Source organism: Rathayibacter sp. AY1E8 (genome assembly GCF_002931415.1).
Lineage (GTDB): Bacteria > Actinomycetota > Actinomycetes > Actinomycetales > Microbacteriaceae > Rathayibacter.
Map to the genome: position 1 here is coordinate 1 of NZ_PSVI01000006.1, position 14,429 is coordinate 14,429.

Here is a 14,429-nt window from a genome sequence, read left to right on the forward strand (position 1 = left end):
CTGCGCGGACGCGGGGTTCGTCAGCAGCGCGCGGGGCCCGTCGATCCCGCCCTCCTTCGCGATGTCCGCGACGAAGGCGAACAGGCGCAGCTGCGGACCCGATCCGGTGCGGCAGGCGGCGGCGACCGTCGCCTCGTCGGGCAGGGGGAGGAGCGTGTAGGTGACGAGGGCGAGCGCGTAGACCACGGCGGCGAAGGCCAGCACCGCGTTGCCGATCCCGAGGACGCCGCGGCGCCGGTACTGCAGGGCGGCCCAGGGCACGAGGCCCACGAGGGCGACGGCGGAGCCGAACAGGAGGGCGAGCACGGCGGAGGTCATGCGTCGACAGTAGGAGAGCGGAGGCCGATCCCCACCGACAGGCGCGTCGGGAATCTCCGCCAGCGCGATTCGTCCCTCCCCAGCGCGGGATCCGGGCGCTCCTCCACGGATCCGAGCAGTCCCCGCCCGCCGCCTCCACGCCCTGCTAGCGTTTCCTGGGTCGCGTCCAAGAAACGCGTGCACCCCCGACCCCTCCACGAAAGACGTCATGCCGCTGCGCTCCCGCCTCCTCGCCCTCCCCGCCGCCGTCGCGGCCGCCGCGCTCCTGCTCAGCGGCTGCACCGCCGAGACGCCCGACGCCTCCAGCACCCCCGTCGACGGCGGGACCCTCACCTACGCGTCCGGCGACGCCGAGCCCACCTGCCTCGACCCGCACGTCGGCGGCAACTACCCGCAGGCGCTCCTCGCGACACAGGTGATCGAGTCGCTCGTCTCGCGCGACGCCGACGGCACCATCACGCCGTGGCTGGCCGAGTCGTGGACCGTCTCGGACGACGCGCTCAGCTACGACTTCACCCTGCGCGAGGGCGCGACCTTCACCGACGGCACCGCCCTCGACGCGGAGGCGGTCGCCGCGAACATCGCGCACCTGCAGGACCCGGCGACCAAGTCCTCCACCGGCTACCTCGCCGTGGCGAAGGTCGCCTCCGTCACCGCGGTCTCGCCGACCGTCGCCCGCTTCACCCTGACCGCGCCGGACAGTGCGCTGCTCGAGTCGCTCGCGCAGCCGTGGACCGCGATCGAGTCGCCCGCCGGCATCGCCCGCGGCGAGGAGGCGAACTGCGAGGCGCCCGTCGGCACCGGCCCCTTCACCGTCTCGGAGTGGGTCAAGCAGGACCACGTGACCCTCACCCGCAACGCGGCCTACGACGCGTCGACCGGCCCGACCGGGGACGGCCACGAGGGCCCCGCGCACCTGGCGAGCATCACCTGGCGCTTCATCCCCGACTCCGCCACCCGCTACGCGGCGCTGCAGTCGGGCGAGGTCGACGTGCTCGACAACGCCCAGCCCGACACACTGAAGGCCGCGACCGGAGCCACCGACCTCGTCGAGCTCGACGCGCCCCGGCCCGGCTCGGTCAACCGCCTCGAGCTCAACTCCGGGCAGGCGCCGTTCGACGACGAGTCCGTCCGCGAGGCGTTCGTCCGCGGCGTCGGCGTGAACGACGCGATCGACTCCCTCTTCTTCGGCACCGCCGAGCGCTCCTATTCCCCGCTGTCCAGCCGCGAGGCGACCGCGTACTCCGACCCGTCGCTCTTCGAGGACGCCGGGTCCGACTCCGAGACGGCCGCCGCCGAGGACCTGCTCGAGAAGGCCGGCTGGGTGGACTCGGACGGCGACGGCATCCGCGAGAAGGACGGCACGCCGCTGACGCTGCGCTTCCCCGTCAGCACCAACCAGTCGATCCCGGCCGAGCAGTCGCTGTTCGAGCAGATCCAGGCCTCGGCGAAGACCCTCGGCTTCGACGTGCGGATCAGCCTGCTCGACCTGTCGAGCTGGTACACCGCGCTCGCGTCGAACGAGTACGAGCTGGTGAGCGCCCCGTACACGAAGGTCGGACCCGACGTGCTGCGGATCCTCTACTCCTCCTCGGGCATCACCCCCGCGCCGAGCGGCTACTTCGCCAACCACGCGCAGATCGCCGACCCCGCGCTCGACTCGCTGCTCGAGCAGGCGAGCGCCACGACCGACGAGGACGCCCGCGCCGACCTGTACGAGCAGGCCCAGCGGATCGTCCTCGAGGGCTACTGGATCCTGCCGCTCTACGACCAGCAGAACCACTACCTGCACCGGTCGGCCGTCCAGGGCCTCGTCGCCCTCGACACCGTGTCGACCCCCTGGTTCGCCGACGCCTGGGTCTGACCCGGCCCCGGAGAGCCGCCTGCACCGATCGAAGAGCGGACGCACGCCGGTCGAGTAGTCGCCGCGGCGGCGCACCGAGACCCCGCGATCGGGACGGGCGGATCTCGAGACGCCCGCTCCGCGGGCTGCTCGATCAGCAGGGGTCCGTCCTCCATGCTGGTCGAGTAGCCGCCGACGGTCGCGCATCGCGTGCTCCGGAGGGAGCGGACCTCGACGACGCCCCCCTCCATCGCCCCGACCAGAGAGGACGCCCGCCCGCATGATCCGCCGCGTGCTCCTCCGCCTCGGCGGCGCCCTCGTGGTGCTGTGGGCCGTCGCGACCGCCGTCTTCGTCCTCATCCGCCTCGTCCCCGGCGATCCGGCGCAGGCGATCCTCGGCGGTCCGGGCTCGCAGGCGTCGCCCGAGGCGCTCGCCGCGGTGCGGGAGCAGTACGGCCTCGACCAGCCGCTCCTCGTGCAGTACCTGGTGCAGCTCGGCAGGCTCGCGCGCGGCGACCTCGGCACCTCCTACTCCCTGCGCACTCCCGTCGCGCAGATCCTCGGCGAGCAGCTGCCCGGCACCCTCCTGCTCGCCGTGCTCGCGCTCACCGCCGCATGGATCCTCGCGTTGGCGACCGCCCTCTGGTCGACCCGGGGCGGCCGCCTCGCCGCCGCGGTCGGGTCCGGCCTCGAGCTCACGGCGGCCGCGCTCCCGCACTTCTGGCTGGCGACCGTGCTGATCGCCGTCTTCGCGACCGCGCTGCGCTGGCTGCCCCCGGTCAGCGCCGGGTCGCCCGCCGGGCTGGTGCTGCCGACGCTCACCCTCGCGATCCCGCTGGCGGGCTTCCTCGGCCAGGTGATGCGCCGATCCCTCCTCGACGCGCTGGAGTCGCCGTTCGTGCTCGCCGCTCGGGCGCGCGGCGAGGGCGAGCTCGGCGTCCGCGCCCGCCACGCGCTGCGCCACGCGGTGCTGCCGGGCGTCTCGCTCTCGGGCTGGGCGTTCGGCTACCTGATCGGCGGGGCCGTGGTGGTCGAGACGATCTTCGCGAGGCCGGGGCTCGGCCGGACGCTCCTCGCGGCGGTGACGGTCCGTGACGTGCCGGTGGTGACGGGTGTCGTGCTGGTCACGGCGCTGGCGTACATCGTCGTGACGCTCGCCACCGATCTGCTGACCCGCGTGATCGACCCGCGGCTGGCCCGGCGGGAGGCGGTCGCGTGAGCGAGCTCGAGCTGCGCGCCGCCCGCCCGCTCCGCCGGGGTGCCTCCCGCCTCCGCGCCGGCGAGGTGCTGGCCGCGGTCTTCGTCGTGCTGCTCCTGCTCGCCGCCGTCGCGCCCGGGCTGCTCGCCCCCTCCGATCCGCTCGCCGTCGCCCCGCGCGACGCCTTCACCCCACCGGGTGCCGCGCACCTGCTCGGTACCGACGAGTCCGGTCGCGACGTCCTCAGCCGCCTCATCGCGGGGGCCGGCGCATCCCTCCTGATCGGCGCCAGCGCCACCGCGATCGGCCTCGTCCTCGGCGCGGTGCTCGGGGTGGTCGCGGCGTTCGGCGGCCGCGTCGTCGACGGCGTGATCGGCCGCGTGCTCGAGGTGCTCTTCGCCTTCCCCGCGCTCCTGCTCGCGCTGCTCGTGATCGTGGTCACGGGTCCCGGAGTCGTCCCCGCCACCATCGCGGTCGGCCTCTCGACCGCGCCGGGGTACGCCCGCATCCTGCGCACGCAGCTGCTCGGCATCCGCGACTCCGGCTACGTCGAGGCGGCGCGCGTGCTGGGGCACGGACCCGTCCGCATCCTCGTCCGGCACGTCCTCCCCAACACCTTCGGGCCGCTCGCCGTGCTGGCGACCCTCGGCGTCGGCCAGGCGATCGTCTGGGCCTCGGCCCTCAGCTACCTGGGCTTGGGCGCCGAGCCGCCCGCGCCGGAGTGGGGCGCGATGCTCTCGGCGGGCCGCACCTACCTCGCGAGCGCGTGGTGGCTGACCGTGTTCCCGGGACTGGCGATCGTGCTGACCACGATCGCGACGACGGTCCTCGGCGGGCGTCTGCGGGGTGCGCGGTGAGCGCGGTCGTCGTCGAGGGGCTCCGGGTCGCCTTCGACGGAGTCGAGGTGGTGCACGGGGTCTCGTTCCGCGTGGACCCGGGGGAGTGCGTCGCGATCGTCGGCGAGTCCGGGTCGGGCAAGAGCGTCACCGCGCGAGCGCTGCTGGGGCTGAGCGGAGGCGCCGTGACCGGGAGCGTCCGCGTCGGCGGGACCGAGGTGGTCGGAGCGGGCGAGCGGGAGTTGCGGCGGCTGCGCGGCGGATCCGTCGGCTTCGTCCCGCAGGACGCGCTGCTCTCGCTCGACCCGCTGCGCCCGATCGGCCGCGAGATCGGCGACGTGCTCCGCCTCCACGGCCGCCTCCCCGCGGCCGAGCGCGTGCAGCGGACGGTCGAGGCCCTGGCGAGCGTCGGCATGCCGGAGCCGGCCGAGCGGATGCGGGAGCGCTCGGGCGACCTCTCCGGCGGGCTCCGCCAGCGCGCCCTCCTCGCGGCGGCCGTGGCGCTCGATCCGCCGCTGCTCGTCGCCGACGAGCCGACCACCGCGCTCGACGTGACCGTCCAGGCCCGCGTGCTCGAGCTCTTCGCCGAGCAGAAGGCGCGCGGCCGGGCGCTCGTCCTGGTCTCGCACGACCTCGCGGTGGTGGCGGGCCTCGCCGACCGCATCCTCGTGCTGGCCGACGGCCGCGTGGTGGAGGAGGGGACCGCGGCCGAGGTGCTGCGTGCGCCCCGCAGCCCCGAGGCCCGCGCGCTCGTGGCCGCCGTCCCCGCCGGGCGCCCGCGCGGCTCCCGGCTCACCGACCCGACCGCACCGGCGACCCCGCCCGAGACCCCCGGCGAGGTCGTGGTCGCGGCCCGCGGTCTCGCCGCCCGCTTCCCGCTGCCCGGCGGAGGAGTGCGGGTCGCGGTCGACGACGTCGACCTCCGGCTGCGGCGCGGCGAGACCGTGGGGCTCGTCGGCGAGTCCGGGTCGGGCAAGAGCACGGTGGCCCGGCTCGTGCTGGCGCTGCGGCGTCCGGACGGGGGCGCCGTCGAGCTGTTCGGCGAGCCGTGGTCGGCAGCGACCGAGCGCTCCCGCCGTCCCCGCCGCCCGCGGATCGGCGCCGTCTACCAGGACAGCCTCTCCTCGTTCGACCCGCGCTGGAGCGTCGGCCGCCTCCTCCGTGACGCCGGCGCAGCCTCCGTGCCCGCGCTGCTCGAGAGCGTGGGGCTCGACCCCGCTTTGGAGCGGCGCTCGCCGCGGACCCTCTCCGGCGGTCAGCGCCAGCGCGTCTCGATCGCCCGGGCGCTGGCGACGCGCCCCGACGTGCTGATCTGCGACGAGCCCGTCTCGGCCCTCGACGTGTCGGTGCAGGCGCAGATCCTCGACCTGCTCGACGACCTGCAGCGCCGTCACGGCCTCGCCCTCCTCCTCATCTCGCACGACCTCGGCGTGATCGCCCACATGAGCGATCGCATCGCCGTGATGCGCGAGGGTCGGATCGTCGAGGCGGGGCCGGCCGCGTCGCTCCTCGCCGCGCCGCAGGAGGAGTACACGCGCCGCCTGCTCGCCGCCGCCCCGCGCCTCGAGCGCTGAGCCGTCCGCGGCGCCGCGCCCGCCCGCACCGCCGAGGCGCCGCGCTGCCCGCCGGGACGCCTCAGCAGCGGTGTCCCTCGAGCGCAGCGGTGTCTCGAAGCGCCCCCCGCGCAAGCCCGCGCCGCGAATCCGCCGCACCTCCACCACGTGTCGGACCTGCGGCGTAGCGTTGCCGAGGTGATGCGCCCGACGACCCAGACCCTCGGCCAGCTCCGTGCCTCCGGGCACGTGCAGAAGAGCCTCCGCACCGAGATCCGCGACAACCTGCTCGACGCCCTGCGCGAGGGCCGCGACCCCTGGCCGGGCCTGCACGGCTTCGCCGAGACGGTCATCCCGCAGGTCGAGCGCGCCGTCATCGCCGGCCACGACATCGTCCTGCTGGGCGAGCGCGGCCAGGGCAAGACCCGCCTCCTGCGCACCCTCGTCGGCCTGCTCGACGAGTGGACGCCCGTCATCGAGGGGTCCGAGCTCGGCGAGCACCCCTACGAGCCGATCACCACGGAGAGCCGTCGCCGAGCGGAGGAGCTGGGCGAGGACCTGCCCGTCGCGTGGAAGCCCCGCGAGGAGCGCTACGTCGAGAAGCTGGCCACCCCCGACACCAGCGTCGCCGACCTCATCGGCGACGTCGACCCGATGAAGGTGGCCGAGGGCCGCAGCCTGGGCGACCCGGAGACCATCCACTTCGGCCTCATCCCGCGCAGCCACCGCGGCATCGTCGCGATCAACGAGCTGCCGGACCTGGCCGAGCGGATCCAGGTCGCCATGCTCAACGTGATGGAGGAGCGCGACATCCAGATCCGCGGCTACGTCCTCCGCCTCCCCCTCGACGTCCTCGTCGTCGCGAGCGCGAACCCGGAGGACTACACGAACCGCGGCCGGATCATCACGCCGCTGAAGGACCGCTTCGGCGCCGAGATCCGCACCCACTACCCGACCGCCCTCGTCGACGAGGTCGCCGTCATCCGGCAGGAGGCGGACCTCGTCGCGACCGTGCCCGACGCGCTCATCGAGATCCTCGCCCGCTTCACGCGGGCCCTGCGCGAGTCGAGCTCCGTCGACCAGCGCAGCGGCGTCAGCGCCCGCTTCGCCATCGCCGGCGCCGAGACGATCGCCGCCGCCGCCCTGCACCGCGCCACCCGCCGCGGCGAGGAGGAGGCGGTCGCCCGCCCCATCGACCTCGAGACCGCCGTCGACGTGCTCGGCGGCAAGATCGAGTTCGAGTCGGGGGAGGAGGGCCGCGAGGACGAGATCCTCGACCACCTGCTCCGTCAGGCCACCGCCGAGACCGTCCGCGCCCACCTGCGCGGCGTCGACCTCGGGCCGCTCGTCGAGGCCGTCGAGAACGGCGCGATGATCACGACCGGCGAGCAGGTGACCGCCCGCGAGTTCCTGGCCGGCCTGCCGTTGCTGGGCGAGGCCCGCGTGTACGACGAGGTCGCCGAGCGCCTCGACGCCGTGGGGGAGGGGCGCCGCGCCGGAGCGGTCGAGCTCGCCCTCGAGGGCCTCTACCTCTCGCGCAAGCTGAGCAAGGAGACGGGCGGGGGCGAGGCCGTCTATGGCTGATGCTCCGCGCGGCAACCGGCGGCTGAAGCGCGACGCGCGCTACGCGAAGTACGACGGGGGACCCGATCCGCTCGCTCCTCCGGTCGACCTGAAGGAGGCCCTCGACGCGATCGGCGAGGACGTGATGGGCGGCACCTCGCCCGAGCGCGCCCTGCGCGAGTTCCTCCGCCGGGGCACCCGCGACCGCGAGGGCCTGGACGACCTGGCCGCCCGCGTCGCCGAGCGGCGTCGCGAGCTCACGCAGAGGAACAACCTCGACGGCACGCTCCGCGAGATCCGCGAGCTCCTCGACAAGGCCGTCCTCGCCGAGCGCAAGCAGCTCGCCCGCGACACGCAGATGGACGACGGCGACCGCGCGCTCGCAGAGATCCAGCTCGACAGCCTCCCGCCCTCGCCGGCCGCGGCCGTCTCGGAGCTCCGCGACTACCGCTGGCAGAGCCCCGAGGCGCGCGCCGACTTCGAGCGGATCCGCGAGCTCCTGGGCCGCGAGATGCTCGATCAGCGCTTCGAGGGGATGAAGCAGGCCCTCGAGAACGCGAGCGACGAGGACCGCGCCGCGATCGACGCGATGCTCCGCGACCTGAACGAGCTGCTCGAGGCGCACGCGCGCGGGGAGGACACCCCCGAGCAGTTCGACGCCTTCATGGAGCAGCACGGCGAGTACTTCCCCGAGGGCCCGGAGTCGGTGGACGAGCTGATCGACGCGCTCGCCGCCCGCGCGGCCGCGGCCCAGCGGATGCGCAACTCGATGACCGCCGAGCAGCGCGCCGAGCTCGACGCCCTCGCCCAGGAGGCCTTCGGCACGCCGGAGCTCATGCAGTCCCTCGGCCGCCTCGACGAGACCCTGCGGGGGCTCCGTCCCGGCGAGGACTGGGGCGGCTCCGAGCGGATGGACGGCGAGCAGGGGCTCGGCCTCGGCGACGGGACGGGCGTGTTCCAGGAGCTGGCCGACCTCGACGCCCTCGCCGACCAGCTCGCGCAGACGGACCGCTCCTCCCTCGACGACCTCGACCTCGACCTGCTGGCGAAGCGCCTCGGCGAGGACGCCTCCGTCGACGCGCAGACGCTGAAGCGCCTGGAGCGGGCCCTGCGCGACTCCGGGACCCTGCGCCGCGGCTCCGACGGCCGTCTCGCCCTCAGCCCGAAGGCCATGCGCCAGCTCGGGAAGGCGCTCCTGCGCGACATCGCCGAGACCGTCTCCGGCCGTCAGGGCGCCCGCGACGTCCGGCGCGCGGGCGCGGCCGGCGAGCGCTCCGGAGCGACGCGCTCGTGGGAGTTCGGCGACACCGAGGCCTGGGACATCCCCCGCACGGTGACCAACGCCCTCACCCGCACCGCCGGCGAGGGCCGACCTGTCGGCTCGGGGGTGCGCATCCGGATCGACGACGTCGAGGTGCAGGAGACGGAGGCGCGCACGCAGGCCTGCGTCGCGCTCCTCGTCGACACCTCGTTCTCGATGGCGATGGACGGCCGCTGGGTGCCGATGAAGCGCACCGCGCTCGCCCTGCACACCCTGATCAGCAGCCGGTTCCGCGGAGACGCGCTGCAGCTCGTCGCCTTCGGCCGACGCGCCGAGGTGATGGACGTCGAGCAGCTGGTGGGCCTGGACGCGGAGTGGGACAAGGGCACGAACCTGCACCACGCGCTGCTGCTGGCCAACCGGCACTTCCGCAAGCACCCGAACGCGCAGCCGGTGCTGCTCATCGTCACCGACGGTGAGCCGACCGCGCACCTCGAGCCCGACGGCGGCGTCTTCTTCGACTACCCGCCGGACCCGCTGACGGTCGCCGTCTCGGTCCGCGAGCTCGACGCGTCGCTCCGCCTCGGCGCGCACACCACGTTCTTCCGCCTGGGCGACGACCCGGGCCTCGCGCGCTTCATCGACTCGCTCGCCCGCCGGGTCGGCGGCTCGGTGGTGAACCCGGAGGCGGAGGACCTGGGAGCGGCCGTCGTCTCCTCCTACCTCGGCGCTCGCGGCGCGGGTCCGGGAGGCGGCGGAGCGCCGGGCGAGGAGCTGTTCGGCCGCGGCTGGACCTTCTGAGCCGCTCAGGATGCAGGAGGGACCCGCTCCCGCCCCTGAGGATCAGCGCGTCTCCGCCGCTCCGCAGGCGTTCGTCCTGATCTCCGACCGCGCCCGGCTCAGAACAGCGGCCAGGGCACCGCGGGCATCCCGCCCCGCGGGCCCGGGAAGCGGCCGAAGGAGCCGAGCCGCTCGCAGCGCTTCGCGAACGCGGCGACCTCGTCCTCGGTGAGCAGCTCCGAGAGCGCCTCGCCGAGCGGTCCGTCGATCTGCGCGCGCAGGAGCGCCAGCGCCGTCAGCTCCTCCTCGAGCAGCGGTTCGCCGATCCAGCCCCAGAGGACCGTGCGCAGCTTGTGCTCGGAGTGGAAGGTGAGGCCGTGGTCGACCCCGTAGCGGTGGCCGTCGGGCAGCGCGAGCACGTGCCCGCCCTTCCGGTCCGCGTTGTTGGCGACCACGTCGAACACGGCCATCCGGCGCAGCGCCGTCGAGTCCTCGTGCACGAGGGAGATATCGCGGTCCTCCTCGTCGCTGCCGTCGAGGACGTGCCGCCATCCGTCGGGCACGGCGTCGGCGGGCACCAGGTCGACCGCGTCCTGGTCCGGATCGATGTCCTGCCAGAGCTGGACCATGCCCGGTCCGAGCGGACCGTCGCGGAGCCACGTGCGCGGCACCACGTTCCAGCCGAGCGCCTCCGAGACGAGGTAGGCGGCGACCTCGCGGCCCGCCAGCACGCCGTCCGGGAAGTCCCACAGCGGCTTCTCGCCCGAGATCGGCTTGTAGACGACGGACGTCTCGCCGAGCTGCGCGAGGAACGTCGCGTTCGAGGCGATCGTGATCCGGCCGGCCAGCTCCAGCTCGCCGTCGAGCCCGCCCGGGTCGCTCATGCGAGCGGGCAGTCGTGCCCGTCGGGATCCATCGGCTCGCCGCAGCGGGGGCAGAGCGGACGTCCGGCGCCGACGACCTCGAGGGTTCGCTTCGCGAAGGCGCGCGCCGTGCCGACCGGGATCTTCACCTGCAGCATCTCGGTGGGCTCGGGCTCCTCCTCGGAGTCGTCCTCCGCCTCGGTCAGCGGGTAGGCCTCGATCACGATCTGCGCGGTGGACGGGTCCCAGCCGAGGCTGAGACCGCCGACGCGGAACTCGGGCTCCACGGGCTGGTCGAGCGGGTCGTTGTCGACGAGCTCCGGGGGAGTGCCGGCGGGGACGCTGACCGGGTTGCCCTGGGCGGTCATCAGCTGGTCGAGGATCTCGTCGATCTTCTCGGCGAGGAGGGCCGACTGCTGCTTCTCGAGGCCGACGCTGACCACGCGGGGCCCGGTCTTGGCCTGGAGGTAGAAGGAGCGCGAGCCGGGTGAGCCGACGGTCCCCACGACGACGCGATCGGGCCAGTCGAATCCGTGCACGATCGGAGGCATGCCCCCAGTCTACGAGCGCCCGCCTCCGCAGTGGCTGCGCGTCGGGCTCGGGCGGCCTGCTGATCGAGCAGCCGTCTCTTCTGCTGGCCGAGCCCCCCGCGGAGCGGGCGCATCGAGATCCATCGTCGGCGAGCACCCGCATCCCTGCCGCTCGATCGAGCCCTGAAGCGGCCCTACCGAACCGCGCCTACTCGTGCCCCGCCCCGCCCCCCACGGCGGCGTCCGCCACGGGGGCCGCCTTCCGCAGCCAGCCCAGGTCCCCGGCGTCCGTGTTCATCGAGACGACCTCGGGCCGCCCCGCGCCGTAGCGGATGATCGACACCGACGCCGGTCCGACGCTGAGCCTCTGGAAGAGGTCGAGGTGCATGCCGAGCGCGTCCGCGAGGATCGCCTTGATCGTGTCTCCGTGGCTGACCGCCGCCCACACCGCGCCGGCCCCGTGCTCCTCCGCCACCGCCGCGTCGTGGCGGCGGATCGCCGACACGGCCCGGGCCTGCATCGCGAGCATCCCCTCGCCGCCGGGGAACACCACCGCGGAGGGCTGGTTCTGCACCGTCGCCCAGAGCGGCTCCGTCGCGAGATCCCGCAGCGAGCGCCCCGACCAGTCGCCGTAGTCGCACTCGGTGATGCCCTTGTCGATCGCGGTCGCCGGCGATCCCGTCTGCCGCTCGAGGACGAAGCGCGTGGTCTGCCGGCACCGCTCGAGCGGGCTCGACACCACGGTCGCGAGCTCGACCGCCGCCAGCCGCTCCCCGGTGCGCGCCGCCTGCGTGCGTCCGACGTCGTCGAGCCGCACTCCCGCGGTGCGTCCGGCGAGGATCCCCGCGGTGTTCGCGGTGGTGCGTCCGTGCCGGACGAGGAGGAGCGTGGGCATGGGGCCAGCGTAGGCGGCCGTGCTCCGCCCCGCCCCGCCGAGGGGCCGGGGCAGCGCGACTCCATCGCGGGACGGATGCCCCGGCCGCAGCGCCTGCCTAGGGTGGAGGAGCGGCCGCCCACCGCGGCCCGGAAGGGACACACATGGACGGGACGACGCCCCCCGGCATTCCCCAGGACGGCACGGACACCGAGAGCCCCGCCGCGCGCACCGCCGCCGACGGCACCGCTGCCGCGCACACCGACTCCGCGCACACCGACTCCGCGACCCCCGCGTGGGCCGCCCCCGAGGCCTCCGGCCGCCACGGCGAGGTCGCCCTGCGGATCCGCGGCCTCCGCAAGCGCTTCGGCGACAAGGAGGCCGTGAAGGACATCGACCTCGACGTCCCCGCCGGCTCCTTCTTCGGGCTCGTCGGCCCCAACGGCGCGGGCAAGACGACGACCCTCTCGATGGCCACGGCCCTGCTCCGCCCCGACAGCGGCGTCGTCACGATCCACGAGGTCGACGTCTGGAAGGACACCCTCGAGGCGAAGCGGCTGATCGGCGTCCTCGCCGACGGCGTCAAGCTGTTCGACCGCCTCACCGGTCTCCAGCTCGTCACCTACTACGGCCTGCTCTGCGGGCTCGAGCGCTCCGTCGTCGTCGAGCGGACCGACGACCTCCTCGCCCTGCTCGGCCTCGATCCGGCCGACCGCACGCTCGTCGTGGACTACTCCGCGGGCATGACCAAGAAGATCGCGCTCGCCTGCGCGCTCGTGCGCGCCCCGCGCCTCCTGGTGCTCGACGAGCCGTTCGAGTCGGTCGACCCGGTCTCGGCGGCGAACATCCGTGACATCCTCACCGGCTTCGTCGCGTCGGGCGGCACGGTCATCGTCTCGTCCCACTCCATGGACCTCGTCGAGCGGATGTGCGACCGGGTCGCCGTCATCGCCGACGGCCGCGTGCTCGCCTCCGGCACCCTCGAGGAGGTCCGCGCCGGCTCCAGCCTCGAGGAGCGCTTCGTCGAGCTGGTCGGCGGCCGCACCCACCAGGAGGGACCGGCATGGTTGCGCATCTCCTGAGGCTGCGGCTGCTCCTGCTCCGCAACTCGCTGACGCGGAACGTGTGGCAGCTGATCGGCGTGATCCTCGGCGGTCTCTACGCGATCGCGGTGCTCGGCCTGGTCGCGGCCGGCCTGGTCGCGCTCGGAGGCACGGACCCGGCGTTCGCGAACGTCGCGATCGTCCTCGGCGGCTCCGCTCTGATCCTCGGCTGGGTGCTCGGGCCGATCTTCCTGTCCGGCTCCGACCAGAGCCTCGACCTGCCCACCCTCGCGACCTTCCCGATCCCGCTGCGGACCCTCCTCCTCGGGCTCGCCGCCGCGGGCCTCGCGGGCATCCCCGGCGTGGTGACCACGCTCGGGGCGCTCGCCTCCGCGGCTGCCTGGTGGAGCCGTCCGATCGGCATCCTGCCCGGCCTCGTCGCCGCGGTGATCGGCGTCGCGACCTGCGTGGTCGCGTCCCGCCTGATCGGCGCGCTCACCACGGGCCTGGGCTCGAGCCGCCGCTACCGCGAGGTGATCGGCGGCGTCGTGCTCGTCGTCGTCATCCTGCTCGGACCGCTCTTCTTCGGCCTGACCAACGTGATCCGCGACGGCCTGGACGTCCTGCCCGTGATCGCGGGCGCCCTCGGCTGGTCGCCGCTCGGCGCGATCTGGGCCGTCCCCGGATCCGTCGTCTCGGGCGACTGGGTCGCGGCGATCGCGCGCCTGCTGATCGGGCTCGCGACGCTGGCCGTCCTCGTCTGGGCGTGGGCCCGGGCGCTGCGGCACGCGCTCGCGGAGCCCGCCGCGTCCGGCGCGCACTCCGCCTCCGGATCCGCGGGCCTGGGCCTGTTCGGGCGCTTCCCCGGCACCCCGACCGGCGCCGTCGCCGCGCGTGCCCTCGGCTACTGGTGGCGCGACCCGCGCTACAGCCGCGGGCTCCTCGTCATCCCCGCCGTCGTCGTCCTCGCGGTGTTCTACTCCGCGATCGGCAGCGGCGGCGACACCTTCGTGCTGCTCTCGGCCGTGCTCGTCGGCCTGATCTTCGGCGTGACCCTCTGCGCCGACGTGTCGTACGACGGCACCGCCTGGGCGGCGCACGTCAGCTCCGGAGTGACGGGGTCGGCCGACCGCGCCGGTCGCGTCATCGCCGCCGCGATCATCGGCGTCCCTGCGGTGGTCGTCGTGGCGGTGGGCACCGCGCTGTACGCGGGACGCGCCGACGCGATCCCGGCCGTGCTGGGCATGGCGCTGGCCCTCGTTCTCAGCGGGTTCGGAGTGTCGAGCGTCGCCTCGTCGCTCGTCGTCTACCCCGTGCCCGGGCCGGGGGACAGCCCGCTGAAGACGCCGCCGGGCTCCGGGATGATCTCGAGCGTCGTGATGCTGGGGAGCATGGCCGCGACCGGTCTGCTGGCGCTCCCGTCGATCGTCCTCGGCGCGATCTCGCTCATCGGCGGCGACCCGGCCTTCGGCCTGATCGGACTGGCGGCCGCCCTCGTGCTGGGCACCGTCTTCGCGCTGGTGGGCATCCGCGTCGGCGGTCGGATCGTCGACCGCCGAGCGCCGGAGCTGTTCGCCGCCCTCGTGACGATCGGCTGACGCGGGTGGCGGGGCGCGGGTGGGCGGTGCCCGCCCGCTCCCCGTCTCCGCCCCGCTCCCCGCCCCCGCGAGTGCGCGAAAGTTGTCGCACTCGAGCTCGAGTGCGACAACTCCTGCACACTCGCGGGAGCGCCGAGTGCCAAGCACTCAAGAGTCGTCGTAGTCGAGC

The 14,429-nt window shown here is 74.5% G+C and carries 11 protein-coding genes and 1 pseudogene; 8 read left to right on the forward strand and 4 right to left on the reverse strand.

All coding sequences use genetic code 11. The annotated features are described in order from the left end of the window. Window positions 1-318: pseudogene (locus C5C74_RS02870) on the reverse strand (VanZ family protein); the annotation flags it as partial. A gap of 208 nt (window positions 319-526) precedes the next feature. Between C5C74_RS02870 and C5C74_RS02875 the strand changes: the two are divergent. The 6 genes from C5C74_RS02875 to C5C74_RS02900 all read left to right on the forward strand — a co-directional run bounded on the left by C5C74_RS02875 (window position 527) and on the right by C5C74_RS02900 (window position 9,373). Then, window positions 527-2,182, forward strand: coding sequence for an ABC transporter substrate-binding protein (locus tag C5C74_RS02875; RefSeq protein ID WP_104350942.1), 1,656 nt, complete (start codon window positions 527-529; stop codon window positions 2,180-2,182). A 259-nt stretch (window positions 2,183-2,441) separates the two neighbouring features. Beyond that, window positions 2,442-3,380 carry an ABC transporter permease gene (locus C5C74_RS02880; RefSeq protein WP_104350943.1) on the forward strand — a complete coding sequence of 313 codons (939 nt, stop codon included), beginning with the start codon at window positions 2,442-2,444 and terminating at the stop codon, window positions 3,378-3,380. Then, window positions 3,377-4,216, forward strand: coding sequence for an ABC transporter permease (locus C5C74_RS02885; RefSeq protein WP_104255502.1), 840 nt, complete (start codon window positions 3,377-3,379; stop codon window positions 4,214-4,216). Before C5C74_RS02880 ends, C5C74_RS02885 begins: the two co-directional genes overlap by 4 nt. Further along, window positions 4,213-5,769, forward strand: a complete 1,557-nt coding sequence (locus C5C74_RS02890) for an ABC transporter ATP-binding protein (RefSeq protein ID WP_104350944.1) — start codon at window positions 4,213-4,215, stop codon at window positions 5,767-5,769. The genes C5C74_RS02885 and C5C74_RS02890 overlap by 4 nt, the downstream gene beginning before the upstream one ends. A 180-nt stretch (window positions 5,770-5,949) precedes the next feature. After that, the gene (locus tag C5C74_RS02895; protein ID WP_104262318.1) at window positions 5,950-7,332 is read left to right on the forward strand and encodes a magnesium chelatase; all 1,383 of its coding nucleotides are present in this window, start codon (window positions 5,950-5,952) and stop codon (window positions 7,330-7,332) included. Beyond that, on the forward strand, window positions 7,325-9,373 hold the full coding sequence (locus C5C74_RS02900; protein ID WP_104350945.1) for a VWA domain-containing protein: 2,049 nt from the start codon (window positions 7,325-7,327) through the stop codon (window positions 9,371-9,373). The genes C5C74_RS02895 and C5C74_RS02900 overlap by 8 nt, the downstream gene beginning before the upstream one ends. 98 nt (window positions 9,374-9,471) lie before the next feature. On the opposite strand, the gene C5C74_RS02905 is transcribed toward C5C74_RS02900, so the two are convergent. From C5C74_RS02905 to C5C74_RS02915, 3 genes are all read right to left on the reverse strand, one after another. Next, the gene (locus C5C74_RS02905) at window positions 9,472-10,236 is read right to left on the reverse strand and encodes an SCO1664 family protein (RefSeq protein WP_104226043.1); all 765 of its coding nucleotides are present in this window, start codon (window positions 10,234-10,236) and stop codon (window positions 9,472-9,474) included. Further along, complete coding sequence (locus tag C5C74_RS02910; RefSeq protein ID WP_104225051.1) at window positions 10,233-10,766, reverse strand: DUF3090 domain-containing protein; 534 nt, start codon at window positions 10,764-10,766, stop codon at window positions 10,233-10,235. The genes C5C74_RS02905 and C5C74_RS02910 overlap by 4 nt, the downstream gene beginning before the upstream one ends. Before the next feature lie 187 nt (window positions 10,767-10,953). After that, on the reverse strand, window positions 10,954-11,640 hold the full coding sequence (locus C5C74_RS02915; protein ID WP_104350946.1) for a histidine phosphatase family protein: 687 nt from the start codon (window positions 11,638-11,640) through the stop codon (window positions 10,954-10,956). Between the two features lie 143 nt (window positions 11,641-11,783). On the opposite strand from C5C74_RS02915, the gene C5C74_RS02920 reads away from it, so the two are divergent. Then, a complete protein-coding gene (locus C5C74_RS02920) occupies window positions 11,784-12,701 on the forward strand; it encodes an ABC transporter ATP-binding protein (protein WP_104350947.1) in 918 nt (305 codons plus the stop codon). Further along, window positions 12,683-14,260: a transporter gene (locus C5C74_RS02925; RefSeq protein WP_104350948.1), complete on the forward strand. Its 1,578-nt coding sequence runs from the start codon at window positions 12,683-12,685 to the stop codon at window positions 14,258-14,260. The genes C5C74_RS02920 and C5C74_RS02925 overlap by 19 nt, the downstream gene beginning before the upstream one ends. Window positions 14,261-14,429 lie beyond the last annotated feature (169 nt).